General features: G+C 44.0%; 17 protein-coding genes and 1 pseudogene. 12 read left to right on the top strand and 6 right to left on the bottom strand.

Annotation, left to right across the window (positions count from 1 at the left end):
• Positions 1–11: 11 nt before the first annotated feature.
• A pseudogene (locus tag AB5642_RS03165) lies at positions 12–125 on the bottom strand (DUF6783 domain-containing protein); the annotation flags it as partial.
• Between AB5642_RS03165 and AB5642_RS03160 the strand changes: the two are divergent.
• From AB5642_RS03160 to AB5642_RS03145, 4 genes are all read left to right on the top strand, one after another.
• The gene (locus AB5642_RS03160) at positions 84–200 is read left to right on the top strand and encodes a DUF6783 domain-containing protein (protein WP_308768459.1); all 117 of its coding nucleotides are present in this window, start codon (positions 84–86) and stop codon (positions 198–200) included. The pseudogene AB5642_RS03165 and the gene AB5642_RS03160 sit on opposite strands and share 42 nt — an antisense overlap.
• Positions 201–325: 125 nt before the next feature.
• Positions 326–847, top strand: coding sequence for a GNAT family N-acetyltransferase (locus AB5642_RS03155; protein WP_173718176.1), 522 nt, complete (start codon positions 326–328; stop codon positions 845–847).
• Positions 848–1,023: 176 nt separating this feature from the next.
• Entirely contained in the window at positions 1,024–1,884 is an 861-nt protein-coding gene (locus AB5642_RS03150) for a class I SAM-dependent methyltransferase (protein WP_368371451.1), read from the top strand.
• Positions 1,885–2,051: 167 nt separating this feature from the next.
• The gene (locus AB5642_RS03145; RefSeq protein ID WP_173718175.1) at positions 2,052–3,827 is read left to right on the top strand and encodes a methyltransferase domain-containing protein; all 1,776 of its coding nucleotides are present in this window, start codon (positions 2,052–2,054) and stop codon (positions 3,825–3,827) included.
• Between the two features lie 183 nt (positions 3,828–4,010).
• Here AB5642_RS03145 and AB5642_RS03140 read toward each other — a convergent pair whose 3' ends face one another.
• The 4 genes from AB5642_RS03140 to AB5642_RS03125 form a co-directional block, all read right to left on the bottom strand.
• On the bottom strand, positions 4,011–4,757 hold the full coding sequence (locus AB5642_RS03140; RefSeq protein WP_173718174.1) for an amino acid ABC transporter ATP-binding protein: 747 nt from the start codon (positions 4,755–4,757) through the stop codon (positions 4,011–4,013).
• 141 nt (positions 4,758–4,898) lie between these two features.
• The gene (locus AB5642_RS03135; protein WP_195391969.1) at positions 4,899–5,396 is read right to left on the bottom strand and encodes a hypothetical protein; all 498 of its coding nucleotides are present in this window, start codon (positions 5,394–5,396) and stop codon (positions 4,899–4,901) included.
• Positions 5,397–5,398: 2 nt separating this feature from the next.
• A complete protein-coding gene (locus AB5642_RS03130; RefSeq protein ID WP_118578156.1) occupies positions 5,399–6,082 on the bottom strand; it encodes an amino acid ABC transporter permease in 684 nt (227 codons plus the stop codon).
• A gap of 70 nt (positions 6,083–6,152) precedes the next feature.
• Positions 6,153–7,013 (bottom strand): transporter substrate-binding domain-containing protein, encoded by an 861-nt coding sequence (locus tag AB5642_RS03125; RefSeq protein WP_195391970.1) that lies wholly within the window; start codon positions 7,011–7,013, stop codon positions 6,153–6,155.
• Positions 7,014–7,222: 209 nt separating this feature from the next.
• Here AB5642_RS03125 and AB5642_RS03120 point away from each other — a divergent pair, with 209 nt between their 5' ends.
• The 7 genes from AB5642_RS03120 (at position 7,223) to AB5642_RS03090 (ending at position 13,855) form a co-directional block, all read left to right on the top strand.
• The gene (locus AB5642_RS03120) at positions 7,223–7,342 is read left to right on the top strand and encodes a nucleotidyltransferase domain-containing protein (protein ID WP_118578158.1); all 120 of its coding nucleotides are present in this window, start codon (positions 7,223–7,225) and stop codon (positions 7,340–7,342) included.
• 57 nt (positions 7,343–7,399) lie between these two features.
• On the top strand, positions 7,400–8,338 hold the full coding sequence (locus AB5642_RS03115) for a LysR family transcriptional regulator (RefSeq protein WP_118578159.1): 939 nt from the start codon (positions 7,400–7,402) through the stop codon (positions 8,336–8,338).
• Between the two features lie 225 nt (positions 8,339–8,563).
• The gene (gene nikB / locus AB5642_RS03110; protein ID WP_173716039.1) at positions 8,564–9,508 is read left to right on the top strand and encodes a nickel ABC transporter permease; all 945 of its coding nucleotides are present in this window, start codon (positions 8,564–8,566) and stop codon (positions 9,506–9,508) included.
• Complete coding sequence (gene nikC, locus AB5642_RS03105) at positions 9,505–10,494, top strand: nickel transporter permease (protein WP_237925490.1); 990 nt, start codon at positions 9,505–9,507, stop codon at positions 10,492–10,494. Before nikB ends, nikC begins: the two co-directional genes overlap by 4 nt.
• A 146-nt stretch (positions 10,495–10,640) precedes the next feature.
• Positions 10,641–12,179, top strand: coding sequence for an ABC transporter substrate-binding protein (locus AB5642_RS03100; RefSeq protein WP_118578161.1), 1,539 nt, complete (start codon positions 10,641–10,643; stop codon positions 12,177–12,179).
• Positions 12,180–12,302: 123 nt separating this feature from the next.
• Positions 12,303–13,097 (top strand): ABC transporter ATP-binding protein, encoded by a 795-nt coding sequence (locus AB5642_RS03095; RefSeq protein WP_195391971.1) that lies wholly within the window; start codon positions 12,303–12,305, stop codon positions 13,095–13,097.
• Complete coding sequence (locus AB5642_RS03090) at positions 13,094–13,855, top strand: ABC transporter ATP-binding protein (protein ID WP_195391972.1); 762 nt, start codon at positions 13,094–13,096, stop codon at positions 13,853–13,855. The genes AB5642_RS03095 and AB5642_RS03090 overlap by 4 nt, the downstream gene beginning before the upstream one ends.
• Before the next feature lie 318 nt (positions 13,856–14,173).
• Here AB5642_RS03090 and AB5642_RS03085 read toward each other — a convergent pair whose 3' ends face one another.
• A complete protein-coding gene (locus AB5642_RS03085) occupies positions 14,174–14,341 on the bottom strand; it encodes a DUF6783 domain-containing protein (protein ID WP_368371462.1) in 168 nt (55 codons plus the stop codon).
• A gap of 99 nt (positions 14,342–14,440) precedes the next feature.
• On the opposite strand from AB5642_RS03085, the gene AB5642_RS03080 reads away from it, so the two are divergent.
• Positions 14,441–16,021 carry an ABC transporter substrate-binding protein gene (locus AB5642_RS03080; protein ID WP_195391973.1) on the top strand — a complete coding sequence of 527 codons (1,581 nt, stop codon included), beginning with the start codon at positions 14,441–14,443 and terminating at the stop codon, positions 16,019–16,021.
• Positions 16,022–16,040 lie beyond the last annotated feature (19 nt).

Raw genomic sequence — 16,040 nt, 5'->3', positions numbered from 1 at the left:
CAATATGGCAGTTACTTAATATTCGATGTATTAGAGCCTGTTTGAAAAATCATTTCCGCAATCTGCACGCCCCACTTTGCGGTATATTTCACCCGAATTCGGTTGCCGTAGCCCGCTACGGCGCCCTCATCCGGGCAAAATCTCCCACAAATTGTGACGCACATCTTGCAGAAAGCCTTTTTCAAACATGCTCTAGATAACAAGCATGAAATCCCAGATATATCCAGAAGCCTGACAGCTATGAACAGTATTAAAAAGAAGCAGATAGGGCTTTTTCCGAGACGAAGAAAAACAATTATATTTTGCATAAGGAGAGGGACAGAAAATGATAATTCGAAAGGGAACACAGGCTGATCTTGTGTCAGTGGAACAGCTTTACAATGATATTCATACTGCAGAAGAAACAGGTCAGCAGACCATTGGCTGGATCCGTGGCGTGTATCCTACAAGAGCTACGGCACAGGCAGCATTAGATGCCAATGACTTGTTTGTTCTGGAGGATGCAGGTGAGATCCTGGGAGCGGCCAGAATCAATAAAGCGCAGGTGGATTCTTATGCAGAAGGCGATTGGGAATTCGCAGCCAGGGATGAGGAGGTCTGCGTTCTTCACACTCTGGTAGTTTCCCCCTCCGCTTCAGGAAAAGGCTATGGAAAGAAGTTTGTAAAGTTTTATGAGGATTACGCTTTAAGCCACGGCTGTCCGGAACTTCGAATGGATACCAACGCAAGAAATGCTGCTGCAAGAGGGCTGTATAAGAAGCTTGGATATAAGGAAATCGGGATTGTGCCTACAGTATTTAACGGGATACCGGATGTGCAGCTGGTGTTGTTGGAGAAGCATTTGTAATAGTTGAAATTCCCTTGATTTAGACAGCTTTTTAAAGAAAAGAGAGCAGGCGAGTTTGTAGAGATACAGATTTGTCTGCTTTTTTTATATAGAGTTCCATCCCCCCGGGGGGCTTGCAGAAGAAAACTGGTTTTGATAATATTTTAACATTGGAGTTTAATGCGGAGGATTTGAAATTGGATAAATTACTGGATGAAATAGAGAGCTATTGGAGCACCCGGACGGAGGGGTATTCTGAGGTGAATGAAAAAGAATTGAAGGGAATGCAGAAAAAGGCATGGCTGGAGACTCTGGAACGCGGATTTTTTGGAAAAAGGTCTGGGAAAAATGAGGATTCAGAAAACAATTCTGTGGAAAAAGAAGTTTTCGAAGAAGAATTTTCTGAAAAACAACATACAGACAAATATAAGGACCACCTAAGAATTCTGGATATCGGCACAGGACCAGGCTTTTTCCCTATGATCCTTGCGGAAGCAGGATATCATGTAACAGCCATAGATTACACTCCGGGAATGCTGGAAAAGGCTGCAGAAAATGCAGCGAAATTTATCGGAGAAAAAAGCCGGAATATTGAATTTAAAAGAATGGATGCCCAGGCATTGGAGTTTGAAGATGAGAGCTTTGACGTGATCATTTCCAGAAACCTGACCTGGAATCTGCCCCATCCGGAAATGGCTTATAAAGAGTGGCTTCGGGTGTTGAAAAAAGGTGGAAAGCTTTTGAATTTTGATGCCAACTGGTATGGATATCTCTATGATGATAAGAAGCGTGAGGCTTACGAAAACGACCGTAAAAATGTGGAAAAAGGAAGCCTGGATGACCATTATCTGTGCACAGATATTAACCGAATGGAGAAAATTGCGCTGCAGGTTCCGTTGTCGGAGACCAAGCGTCCGGGATGGGATGTGAAGGTACTGGAAGCGCTTGGAGCAGCGCAGATTCAGGTGAATGAGGACATCTGGCAGCAGGTATGGAGCGAGGAAGAGAAGCTGAATTATGGATCTACACCCATGTTTATGGTGGAGGCTGTAAAATAGAAAAAGATATTATCAGTGATATACAGAAATTTGTACGAATTTAAAGATAAGTAAAGCGGTGTTGGTTGTAAGAATGAAGTATTAGAGTATTTAAAAAATAGGATAAGTTTTTATTGGATCGTAAGGAAAATTATTTGTAAAGATATTATTGGAAAAGGTAGAAAATAATGAGTGAAATAATAAATATAGGTGGCTTAAGTGCGGCACCAGGGCAGCGTGTCCATGGTTTTATTTCCATTGGAAATGGAGAATTTTCTCTTCCCGCAACAATTGTCAGGGGCGAAAAACCAGGTAAAACAGCTCTCATTACAGCTGGTATCCACGCTGGTGAATATGTGGGAATACAGAGTGCAGTAGAGCTTGGAAGAGAACTGAAAATTGAGAAAATGACAGGAACGGTAATTATTGTAAAGGTAGTGGCGAAAGAAGAATTTGAAAATCGGCACGGTTCTCTTTGCAGGGCGACAGGTGAGAATCTGAACCGCCTTTTTCCAGGAAAAAAAGAAGGTACTACATACGAAAAACTGGCGTATGCAGTAGTTGAAGAGTTACAGAAGGTGGCAGATTTTTATATTGATCTTCACAGTGGTGATGACTATGAGAAGCTGACTCCCTATGTGTATTATGCAGGTAAAGCAGCCCCGGAAGTGATGAAAATTTCCCGTCAGATGGCAGAACAGGTGGATGTTCCTTACATGGTAAAATCGGAGGTATCATCGGGTGGAAGCTATAATTATGCAGCATCCTGCGGCATCCCTTCCGTGCTTCTGGAACGGGGCGGAATGGGAGCCTGGGAGACAGAGGAAGTGCGTTCTATGAAGCGTGATGTACGCAGTATTTTACGGTTCCTCGGTATTTATGACGGACATAGAAGTATGCGGAAATATTATCCATTAAACGTAACGGATGTGCAGTATCAATCCGCCTCTTATACGGGACTCTGGTATCCCCAGAAGAAGGCAGGAGACCTGTTTACAGAAGGGGAAATCCTTGGATATGTAAAGGATTATGAGGACAATATTCTGGAAACCTGTATCTCCTATGGTGACGGAGTGATCCTGTATCAGACTGGTTCCCTGCAGGTGATTAAGGATGGTCCGATGGTAGCTTATGGCCGGATCAGTTATGAGGAAGACGACCGAAAAGAGAAGATTGCGGCCTACTGGACCAAGCGAAGCGACAGCTTTCTGGAGCAGAGAAGGGCAGAGTTACATAGTCCGCTGGCAAAGAGATGGCTGGAAGAAATTGAGAAATACCTACCTAAAAAGGCATTAAGTCCTGAAAAAAAAATTGAGGATGAAAGCAAGGAAAGAAAAGATGCAGTTGCAAAAATTAAGGAAAAAGAGACTGGTAATGGTAAACTTAAAATCCTGGATGTGGGCTGTGGAACCGGTTTCTTTACAATCCTTCTTGCAAAACAGGGACACCAGGTAACAGGCACCGACCTTACTCCGGATATGATCACAAACTCCCGGATCCTTGCCAAAGAAGAGCAGGTAACATGCGACTTCCAGGTGATGGATGCGGAGCATTTAACTTTCCAGGACGAGAGCTTCGACGTAGTCATTTCCCGAAACCTGACCTGGACATTACCAGAAGCAGCCCAGGCTTACAAAGAGTGGTCCAGAGTATTAAAACCAGGCGGACTTCTCCTGAATTTTGATGCCAACTACGGCGCCACAAACTTCGCCGAAACCTCCGATCTCCCGGAAAACCATGCCCACAACCAGCTTGGAAATTCCCTGATGCAGGAATGCGAAGATATTAAACGTCAGCTGCCCATCAGTTCTTACCTCCGCCCTGCCTGGGACGTGGAAGAGCTTGGAAAAACAGGAATGGAGCAGATTTCCATTGATCTGGGGTTGAGCAGACGGGTTTATAAAGAGAAGGATGAATTTTATAATCCAACTCCGATGTTTGCCATTGCAGCAAAGAAAGCATAAAAGCGGAGCGTATGCTTCACGATATGCGAATTGAGTAGGTTATGGGAGTGCAACGGACGAAACAATCCGCAGGTATCATAGTTATACAAGCCTGAAAAATATATGGTGACATAAAAATGTGCCCGGAATTTATTTCCCAGGCACATTTTTTGGAAAAAGGGATATCAAAATAAAAGAAAGTTATCAAATCACATAATCCGAACTTGTCATATGGAGGAATGCCATCGTTTTCTCACTCTTGGGCTGTGAGAAGAACTCTTTGGATGGTCCCTCTTCTACGATAACACCGTCCTCCATGTAGACTACCCAGTTGGCAACTTTTCTGGCAAAATCCATTTCGTGGGTGACTACGACCATGGTGGTTCCTTCTTCGGCAAGCTTTCTCATAACATCCAGAACCTCGCCGGTAAGTCTTGGGTCAAGGGCGGAGGTTGGTTCGTCGAAGAGAACTACTTCCGGATTGTAGGCGATGGCTCTTGCGATAGCTACACGCTGTTGCTGCCCACCGGAAAGCTGGTCCGGATAGAAGTTGGCGCGGTCTGCCATGCCTACTTTTTCCAGCATTTCCATAGCTTTTTTCTTCGCTTCTTCCGGAGAATTCTTACGGGCAATGGTAAGACCCTCCAGTACATTGTCAAGTGCTGTTTTGTTGCGGAAAAGATTGTATCCCTGGAAGACAAAGCCCATTTTCATTCGTAACTGCCGGATCTCTTTTCTGGTCACAGCAGTGATATCTTTGTGGAAATCATCAAAGGTGATTTCTCCTTTATCTGCCTGCTCCAGAAAGCTGATACAGCGGAGAAGGGTTGTCTTTCCAGAACCGCTGTTTCCCAGAACTGCGATCACAGAACCTTTTTCAACTTTGAAATCAACACCTTTTAATACTTCGTTTGTCCCGAATTTTTTATGGATATTCTTTACTTCCAGCATATTTTTTTCTCACATTCTTATATAGAAATTTGGTAATTGATAACAGGGTATTATGAAGAAGCTTAAAAGTCTTTCTTCTGTAGCAAATGATATAAAATACGAGTTGTTCACATATGGTGATGCTGCCGAAGGCGACATTGATTATACTTCGATCTTTAAAATATCATTAAAGTAGTTATTGGCAACCATCAGCACACCCATAGCTGTGATAACTACGATTTCTTCTTCTGTGAATTCTTCTTTTAATTCAGTATAGATTTCATCCGGAATGTTTTTCGGATCTTTTGCAAGAGCGCGGCCAAAAGAAATAAGTAATTCTTCCTTCTTTGTAAATTGAAAATTGTCGAAATCAATACCATTATCTTTCAGAAGCTTTCTGAAATAAGTACTGCATACCAGGCAGTCATTTTCTTCGGAAATTGCATATTCAAAGAAGTCACCGGCTCTTTTTCCAATCAGTCTCTGCAGTTCCCGGTCGAGGGAGTAGGAGCTGTCTTCAATGGCTTTAAAGGCTTCTGCATTATGGAGAAGAGTAAGCTTTTCATTAGTGAGCCTATAGCCCTGTGCAAGATGGTTTCTGATTACTTCTTTCTCTTTTTCCCCTGCTGTTTCCGGGGCGATTTTTGAAATATAAGACATAATTATTCTCCTTTCACTGGCGTAGGAGCATTCCATACCAGCTTTTTCTCAAAATAGTTTTGTACCCATGTAAGGACGGTACAGATTATAAGGTAAATAACAGCAGCCTCGCAGTACAGGGCGAAGGGCTCATAGGTTCTGGCGGCAATCTGCTGTGCGGTGGTGAACAGCTCCACAACTGTGATACTGGAGGCAAGGGAAGTGTCCTTGGTAAGTCCGATCAGTGAGTTAAACAGTGGTGGAAAAGCGATTCGGAATGCCTGGGGCATTACAATCCTGGTCATGGTCTGGCGGTAACTCAGACCCACCATATAAGCAGCTTCTGTCTGTCCTTCTGGTACCGCTTGGATCGCAGATCGGAAAATCTCAGCGTTGTAAGCGCCAAGGTTCAGGGCAAAGGCGATCACAGCGGATGGAAAAGCGTCCAGTATAATTCCTACAGACGGCAGGCCAAAGAAGATGATGAACAGCTGTACAATAAGTGGGGTTCCGCGGAAGACCCATATGTAGAATCTTGCGAACTGCTTCAGTCCTTTTACATTGGCAATCTGTACCAGGGCCAGAAAAAGGGCGATGATGCAGCCAAAAACAAAGGATAATAAGGTAAGGGGGATTGTAACTTTTATTCCGGGTATGAGGATTCTGGTGAAAGAAGATACCAGAATCCCTGCTAAACGTTCACTCATAATTGTTTCCTTTTACTTTCAATTGTTGGATGATTGCCTGTTGTTCCAGACAACAGCTGTGGAAAAGTAATTAGTTTTCATCAGTGCTTTCTGTTGTTGCATCCTCAGAAGCAGTGTCTGTAGTTGCTGCATTTTCATCCTGTGGCTGTGTGAAATCTGTGCCGAAGTAATCCTCAGAAAGCTTGCTTAAAGTTCCGTCTTCTTTCAGTTCGTCAATAGCGTTCTGAATTGCATCATATAAAGCTGTTTCCCCTTTTTTGATCGGGACAGCGTAGGTATCTACAACGTCCGGGATTACGAAAGCAACTTTCAAATTTGCATCCGGGTGCTGCTGAAGGTATTCATTGAATACAACAGAGTTAAAGGTTGTGAAGTCGGCACGTCCGGATTCAATCAGGGAAACCGCTTCGTCTGCTGTGCTGATCTGTACAAGAGATGCACCGGCGTCTTCCAGAATATCAAGGTAAGCGGTTGTAGCAGTGTTTGCTACTTTTTTGCCATCCAGGGAAGCCATATCTACGATATCATCATTGTCCTTGGCTACTACAATCTGCTGTGTGATGTAGAAATATGGTCCTGCGAAATCGTATTTCTCTTCACGCTCAGGGGTGATACTTACTGCATTAATTACTGTGTCCAGACGTCCGCTGTCGATTCCTGCAAGAAGGGAATCCCAGTCAGATTCTGTGAAATCCGCTTCCACTCCAAGCTTGTCTGCGATTGCCTTTGCTACTTCCACATCAAATCCGGTAAGCTCTCCGTTGTCGTCATGATAGGTGTATGGAGGATAGGTTCCTTCCACACCGACTTTCAGTTTTCCTGATTCCTGAATCTGTGCAAGCTCGTCATCAGCTGCATAAGCCATACTGCATGTTGCCAGAACTCCTGTTAATACTGCTGCAATTCCTAAAGTCAAGATGCTTTTTCTCATAATTGTATCCTCCTCTTATTTTGTTTCCTATTTAGTAACTAGGATTAATATGGATTGAATGATAGCATAGAAATCTGGTCTTGTCTAATATGGAATAAAGATAGCTGGCTATAGGAAATGCCTATAACCTGCTTAAATTGAAAGTACACAGCTTGACTTAATAGGAAGATATGGTAAAGTGGAAGAAAGAAATCTGGTGGGAGTGAGGCTTGATAATTCTCTTTGGATCAAGGGCGCGTGGAGATTTCAAAAGGACGAGTGACATTGATCTTGCAGTCAGTGGAGGGGATTTTTGCAGATTTGCGCTGGATGTAGATGAGGAAACATAAAAACAGAACGAAAGCAGATGTAAAAAGACTGAAGTTTTCGCCGGAGAGGGAATAGCTATGTTAGATCTGAAGCAACTGAAATATTTTATAGTGTGTGCTGAAACTGGCTCTATCAGCGAGGCTGCCAAGCTGCTTTATACAACCCAGCCCAGTGTGAGCAAGGCAATCAAAGCGCTGGAGGAGGAAATGGGAATTGTATTGTTTGAGCGTATGCCAAGGGGAATTGCGCTTACGGCGAAAGGCCGGGAGGCATACCGATATGCGTGCAGGATCATAAATGATTCCCGGATACTGGAAGAGATGAGCCATGGGAATATGGCAAAATATCTACGGATTTCATTGAATCCCAGTTCCTGGTTTACGAATCAGTTTGTGGAGTTTTATAAGGAAAATTATGACAAGGATTATCATTTTGAAATCTATACAGCCGGTGTACGCACGGTCATGGAACGTGTTCGGGATTACCTTTCAGATATTGGCTTTGTATACGTGATGGAACAGCAAAAAAAGGAATTCCAGTATGAGCTGGCGAAAAACAAGCTGGTTTTTACCGTTATGCAGGAAAGTACGGCGACATTTTATCCGGGAAAGTTGAATATATTGGATCAGGAAGCAGCTGACAGAGAGAATGCACAGACCGTAAATATGGAAGCGATGAAGAACTTCCGATTTATCCAGAACTTCCGTGATGAGTTTCTGGAATTGGGAGAGAAAGAAAAACGTAGTGTGTTCAGCTGGGAAAATCTGAATGTTTCCGTTATTACAAACAGCGACTACATTATGGAAAAGATGTTGAAAGAGACCGGACTTTGCAATATCAGCGGCAGTTATCTTTCCAATGATAAAAAGGCAGCAAACAAAGGCATTCCGCTGGAATTCAAAAACAATAAGGTGGTTTTCGGATACATCAGAAGAAAGAATGACGAGACGGATGAGCTGATGGAGGAATTGCTGGGATTTTTAAGGGAAAAATTGAAGCTGGAGAATGGCAGCTGAATATGAGAGGGATAAAAAAAACGAAGCAGAATCGGCTAAAGGAACGTGTGCCGGTCTGCATAAATAGAGAAAAGGTATTCCTGAAAATTAAAAATATATTCCAAATAAGAATAGCTTATAACCCCCTGGGCGGGTTGTAGGCTGTTTTTTATTTTGCTAAACTACACCAAGGGATGAAAGAATGAGTAAAAACCTACTTGTACAGTATGGAATGGAGACAATTAAATGAAAAAATATGCAATCAAACGTATCCTTCAGCTGATTCCCATTCTGTTTGCAATTACTTTTCTTTCTTATGGAATGATGCGTATTGCAGGAAGTGATGTTGTAACGCGGAAAATGGAGAATACAGGAGGGGTAGTGTCAGAAGCTGCACTGGATGCGGCAAGAGAAGAGCTGGGGCTGGATAAGCCATTTTTAACCCAGTATTTTGTATGGCTTGGAAAACTGCTGCGTGGAGATATGGGAAACAGCTATGTATCAGGAGTTTCGGTCTTTGATACTTTTATATCAAAACTGCCGGCAACCCTGCTTCTTACGGCTACTTCCATTCTGCTTACTATTATTATTTCGATTCCTTTGGGAATTTTGTCTGCGGTGAAGCAGAATACAATTGCTGATTACTTGATTCGTTTCTGCAGTTTTATAGGAAACAGTCTTCCTAATTTCTTTGTATCACTTTTGCTTATGTATTTTCTTGCAATCCGGGTCAGGATTTTCCCTGTTATTGCCAAGGATGTGAGTCTGAAAAGTGTTGCAATGCCGGCCATAACCCTGGCCATTGCCATGTCTGCGAAATATCTGCGGCAGGTAAGGGCTACTGTGTTAGATGAGCTGAGTAAGGATTATGTAGCAGGCGCCCGTGCCCGTGGGGTGAAGTTTTCTGTTACCTTATGGAAAAGTATTATGAAAGCATCCCTGGTTACGGTCATTACCCTGTTAATGCTGTCAGTGGGAAACCTCCTTGGCGGTACGGCAATTGTGGAGTCCATCTTCATGTGGGACGGTGTTGGAAAAATGGCAGTAGATGCTATTTCCATGCGCGATTATCCCATTATTCAGGCGTATGTTATGTGGATGGCGATCATTTATGTGCTGGTGAATCTGCTCACAGACCTGTCTTACCGGTTCCTTGATCCGAGAATCCGTCTGGGAGGTGCGAAGCAGTGAGTGTAAAAAAAATGGACGAAGTGCCAGAAAAGAAAACGGAAAGTAAAATACTGGTAAAGATGGGTAAGAAAGAACAAGGTAGATGTCAAAAAGAAAGTGTAGTGCTGAAAAATGGGCAAAGCACAGATAATGGAAAGCACGTAACCGTGCGTGTGCAGAGGATTAGAAAGATCCATATAAAACAAAAGCTGATAATTTTCAGCGTTCTGGCTGTCTGTCTTGTAGTCCTGGCAGTTTTTTCAGACCATCTCTGTCCTTATGACCCTTACGCCCAGGATCTTTCCAGCGCCCTTCAGGCACCCAGTCTTCAGCATCCAATGGGGACAGATACTTATGGCAGGGATATGCTGTCCCGGGTGATCAGCGGAGCAAGAGCCAGTATTTTTTCCACTTTTATACTGGTGGCTGTGATTTCCATTTTTGGTACGATTGTGGGATTATGCTGTGGCTATTATGGCGGAATTCTGGATTCTGTTATGATGAGAATTTCTGATGTCTGTCTGGCATTTCCAGGGCTGGTGTTTGCAATGGCGATCGCGGCCATTCTTGGGGGAGGTATCCAAAATGCTATTATTGCGCTGGCAGTGGTCAGCTGGCCAAAGTATTCACGTATAGCCAGAAGTCAGACACTGGCTTTGAAAGAGGAACCTTACATCCATGCGGCGATATTGGCTGGGGACAGCTCTGCTCAGATCCTTGTTAGACATGTTCTTCCCAATATGATCGGACCGGTTCTGGTAACAGCTATGCTGGATATTGGAACCATGATGATGGAGCTTGCAGGACTTTCCTTTCTGGGTCTTGGAGCGCAGATTCCAATGGCTGAGTGGGGAAGCATGATGAGCGGTGGACGAAGTATGATCCAGACATATCCATGGGTGGTTCTGTCGCCGGGAATTGCGATTTTTATATCGGTGGTTATTTTTAATCTGCTGGGAGATACCGTCCGGGATTACCTGGATCCGAAGAATAGCCGGATCAAGTGATGCGAGACAGTCAGAGGCTGAAATACGCGGCTTCCAAAACACAATTTTGGACTCTTTTGTGCTGTCAAAGCGGAAATGAAATATGTAAGCTTTGGAAAAAAGCATGTTAAATATAAGAGTATGAATAAACACGAGGAGGAATGTAAATGAAAACAAAGAAGATTCTTGGAATTGCACTGGCTGTCTGTATGACAATGGGATTAACTACAGTGCCCGCAATGGCGGAAGATAAGAAAACATTTGTATTTGGTGATACCACCTTTAATGCGGAGAATGAAGAAGCGGATATCAATCCACAGAACACCTACGCCGGCTGGGCCTGCATCCGCTATGGTGTCGGCGAAACCCTGTTCCGCTATTCTGATACCATGGAAATTGAACCATGGATTGCCAAAGAATATGAAAATGTAGATGAGCTGACCTGGAAAATTACTTTGAACGATGGTGTTGTATTTTCCAATGGGCGTGTCTGTGATGGACAGGCGGTAAAGGAAAGCCTGGAGTCTCTGGTTGAAAATCATGAAAGAGCAGCGGGGGACCTTTGCATTGACAGTATTGAGGCAGATGGAAATGTGGTTACCATTAAGACCACAGAGCCGAAACCGGCATTGATTAACTATTTAAGTGATCCCTATGGCTGTATCATTGATGTACAGGCCGGAATTACAGACAATGGAATTGTAATCGGCACGGGTCCTTATGTGGCTACAGATCTGGTAACGGACGATCATCTTACACTTGTAAAAAATGAAAACTACTGGAATGGGGATGTAAATGTGGATGAAATCACGGTTCGAACCATTTCCGATGGAGATACACTGGCATTTGCACTTCAGGCAGGTGAAATCAATGCTGCCTATGGTATGGCATATGCAAGCTATCCTTTATTTGAGAATGATGATTTTACGTTCTCCAGTGCTGCAACAAGCCGCGCATTCTATGCATGGATGAATTTTGAAAGTACGGTAACTTCTGATCCGGCAGTCCGCAAGGCAATTGCCATGGGAATTGACAAAGAGAGCTTCGTATCCGTACTTCTGAATGGATACGGATATCCGGCAGTTGGTGCATTCCCGGATACTTTTTCATTTGGCGGACAGAATCTGACTACAGAGAGCTATGATCCGGATGGAGCCAAAAAGGTTCTGGAGGATGCAGGCTGGATTGATTCCGATGGTGACGGAATCCGTGAAAAGGATGGCGAGAAGCTTGTAATCCGCTGGCTTACCTATCCAAGCCGTCAGGAGCTTCCGCTGCTGGCAGAATCAGCCCAGGCAACTCTGAAAGAGATTGGTATGGATGTTCAGGTTAACTGCACATCTGACAGCAATACCATCCGCAAAGATCCTGCGCAGTGGGACGTATACGCAAGTGCCATGGTAACAGCCCCAACAGGAGATCCGGAGTATTTCTTCACAACCTGTGCTCTGGATAACTCTGTTTCCAATAATGGACATTATCACAGTGATAAGCTGGAAGAGCTTGCAAAAGAGATGGGAAAAGAATTTGATGTAGAAAAACGTTCCGAACTGGGAATTCAGATGCAGCAGACCGTTCTGGACGACAACGCTTATGTGTTCTGTTCTCATCTTAAAATGAGCATGATCATGCAGTCAAATGTAACCGGTCTTGTGGCCCATCCTTGTGATTACTATGAGCTGACAGCAGATCTGGATATTAACTAAGGAAAAATACGCTTTGTGAGTTTGACCTGCCTATGGTCTAAATGAGAGCCAGCTGCCATGTATGGATAATACAGGCAGCTGGCAGAAATATTTTTTGGATATCAAGGAGGAGTTTGCACGACAATGGAGAATAAAATACTGACCTATGATTCGGTGGAGATATCCTTTGACGGGGAAGCGGTAGTCCATGATGTAAGCTTCTCACTCACACCGGGCGAAATCCTGGGGCTTGTAGGAGAATCCGGAAGTGGTAAAAGTACACTGATCAAAGCTGCTATGGGACTTCTTGGTTCAGGAGGCCTGGTAACCAGAGGCGACATCTGTTATATGGGACAGAATATTCTGGATATTTCAGAGAAGGAAAAAAGAAAAATCCGGGGATCAGGAATCGGCATGATTTTTCAGGATGCAGGAGCCTCGCTTTGCCCCATCCGTACGATTGGTGACCAGATTTATGAGAGTATGCGCGCCCATAAGAAAGTGAGCAGAAATGAAGCAAAGGATCGTGCCATGGAATTGTTTGAAAAGCTGAATTTTAAAGACAGTCAGCGCGTGTGGGACAGCTATCCCTTTGAATTATCCGGCGGAATGAACCAGAGAGCAGGGATTGCCATTTCCATGCTGATGAATCCACCGATTCTTTTGGCAGACGAACCTACAAGTGCACTGGATGTATCGGTTCAGCGTCAGGTAGTAAGAGAAATGTTAAAGCTCAGGGAATTGTTTGGAACAGCAATTATAATTGTAACCCACGATATTGGTGTAGTTCGGGCAATGGCGGATACCGTTCTGGTTCTGAAGAATGGAAAAATGGTGGAATATGGAGAGGCAAAAAAGGTGTTGAACCATCCACAGGATCCATATACGAAGAAGCTGCTGGCAGCAGTTCCAAGGCTTAAGAGAAAGGAAAGATCATGAACACACTTTTGGAAGCTGAACACTTAACGAAGGTATTTGCGCAGAGGGGAAAAGAGCCTTTTAAAGCTGTGGATGACGTAAGCTTTTCTTTGCAGGCAGGAGAAACACTTGGAATCGTTGGCGAATCCGGCTCCGGAAAAAGTACACTGGCGAAGATGATCACAAGGCTGACGGATATTACAGATGGTACTTTGAAATTCCAGGGAAAAGACATTACGAAATTGAAACAGAGCCAGTTGAGGGACGTATATGGAAATATCCAGATGGTTTTTCAGAATCCGGCAGGTTCCTTTGACCCGAGAAGAACTTTGGGAGACGGAATCGGAGAGAGCCTTCGAAATCGCGGCATGAAGAAGGCCGATATCGCAATAAGGGTGAAAGAACTGCTGGAACAGTGCGGACTTGAAGAAGAACTGGCTAAAAGATATCCACATGAGGTCAGTGGAGGACAGTGCCAGAGAGCTGCAATTGCAAGGGCACTGGCAGTGGAACCGAAGGTGCTGATCTGCGATGAAGCTACCAGCTCACTGGATGTGACCATTCAGAAGCAGATCATGGAGCTTCTGGAAGAGCTGAAGGATACACATGGCTTATCCTTTATATTTATCTGCCATAATCTTGCACTTGTACAGAGCTTCTGCGATAAGGTGCTGGTTCTGTATGACGGAAAAGTGGTGGAGAGCGGGAAGCCGGATGCTATTATCAATGAGCCGAAAGAGGCGTATACAAAGAAGCTGGTGGATGCAGTATTTGAGTAAAATAAGCACAGAAGAAAGCCCTGCCGGGCAGGATTGCACTGCGATGAAAGGGGAGTTGCCGTTCGAGGCAACCCGCCGCAGTCGGAGAATCCTGCAAGCAGGATTTTTTTTTCTTGAAATTTCCTTGTAAGATATTCCATAAAAGCAGAAAAATATGCAAAATGGGAATAGGTAAATATCCCCCTGGGGAGCTTGTGATACCTGTTGATTCTGGTACAATAGGTTTCAGCAGCAAGGCAGAAAACGCCTGAAATGCGAATTTTTATACATAGTTACATGTAACACCTCCACTCATTATTACATGTAAATACAGACCTTCTATAGAAAGACAGTTATAGGACAAAAGCTTATAACTGCCTTTCTTATCTGGAGCGTATTTGAAAAAAATTCCGCAGTCTGCACGCCCCACTTTGCGGTATATTTCACCCGAATCCGGGAAAAATCTCCACAAATTGTGATGTACATCTTGCAGAAAGCCTTTTTCAGACACGCGCTGAGAAGAAATGAGGGATGGGAGAAAAAAGAATCAGAAATCTTCAGAAAATAATATTTCTGCTGATAATAAAAACAAGAGGGAGAACTGCTATGAAAATCAAGAAAGTAATCAGTTTATTATGTACAGCGGCCATGCTGCTGGCTGTACCAGCCGGGAATGTTTATGCGAGTGCGGAGGATCAGTCTGTGGTAGTTACAATGCCAACCACATCAGAACCGGAATCCGGTTTTGATCCGGCTTACGGATGGGGAGCCGGAGAGCATGTTCATGAGCCATTGATCCAGAGTACCCTGGTTCGTACCACCAAGGACCTTGGAATTGAAAATGACCTTGCCACAGAGTATTCCTGCAGTGACGATGGTCTTACCTGGACTGTAAAAATCCGTGATGATGTGAAGTTTACAGATGGAGAGCCATTGACCGCCTCTGATGTTGCTTTTACCTTTAATACCTGTCGTGATGAAAGCTCTGTAAACGATTTTACCATGTTGAAGGAAGCGGTTGCAGTGGACGATACGACGGTAGAGTTTCATATGAATGAGCCATATTCCATTTGGCCATACACCATGGCAATTGTAGGAATCGTACCAGAGCATGCCTATGATGAAAATTATGGACAGAATCCAATTGGTTCCGGACGTTATATTATGAAGCAGTGGGACAAAGGACAGCAGGTTATTTTTGAAGCAAACCCGGATTACTACGGAGAAGAACCAAAGATCAAAAAACTGACGGTGCTGTTTATGGAAGAAGATGCAGCCATGGCAGCGGCAATGTCCGGACAGGTAGATGTAGCTCACACAGCAGCCTCTTACAGTGACCAGGAAATTGACGGGTATGAACTCCTGAGTGTGGCAACTGTGGATAACCGTGGCTTTAATCTTCCTTGTACAGAACCAGAAGAAAAAGACGGTATCACATATGGAAACAGTCTGACTTCCGATGTGAAGGTACGACGTGCAATTAATCTTGCTATTGACCGGGAAGAGATGATCAAAAATGTACTCAATGGTTATGGAACAGTAGCCTATAGTGTTTGCGACAAAATGCCATGGTACAACGAGGAGGCTGTTACAGAGTATGACCTTGATGCAGCGAAGGCTCTGATGGAAGAAGCAGGCTGGATAGAAGGCGATGACGGAATAAGAGAAAAAGATGGGGAAAAAGCAGAGCTTACCATTATGTTTTCAAATGGAGATTCTGTGCGCCAGGCACTTGCAGAAGACTCTGCGAATCAGCTGCGTGAGCTTGGAATTGATGTAACTACTTCTGGTGTTGGCTGGGATACCGCCTACGAGCAGGCACAGTCAGAACCGCTTATATGGGGATGGGGAGCACATAGCCCTATGGAGCTTTACAATATTTATCACACCATCAAAGATACCGGAAGTGCGGAATATTCTCCATATGCAAATGAGACAGTTGACAAATACATGGACGAAGCACTTGCAAGCAGCAACCTGGAAGAATCCTACGATCTCTGGAAAAAAGCCCAGTGGGACGGAACCACAGGAATTACACAGGAAGGGGATATTCCGTGGATCTGGCTGTGCAATATTGATCATCTTTATTTTGTATGTGACGGTCTGAAAGTGGCAGATCAGAAATTACATCCTCATGGCCATGGCTGGTCTATTGTAAACAATGTTGACCAGTGGGAGTGGGAATAAAGAAAGCAATAAGGAATGC

It is taken from the genome of Ruminococcus sp. 1001136sp1_2201st1_G3_2201SCRN_220225 (assembly GCF_040924365.1).
GTDB classification, from domain to species: domain Bacteria; phylum Bacillota; class Clostridia; order Lachnospirales; family Lachnospiraceae; genus Blautia_A; species Blautia_A faecis.
This window is presented reverse-complemented; position numbering and strand designations above follow the sequence as displayed.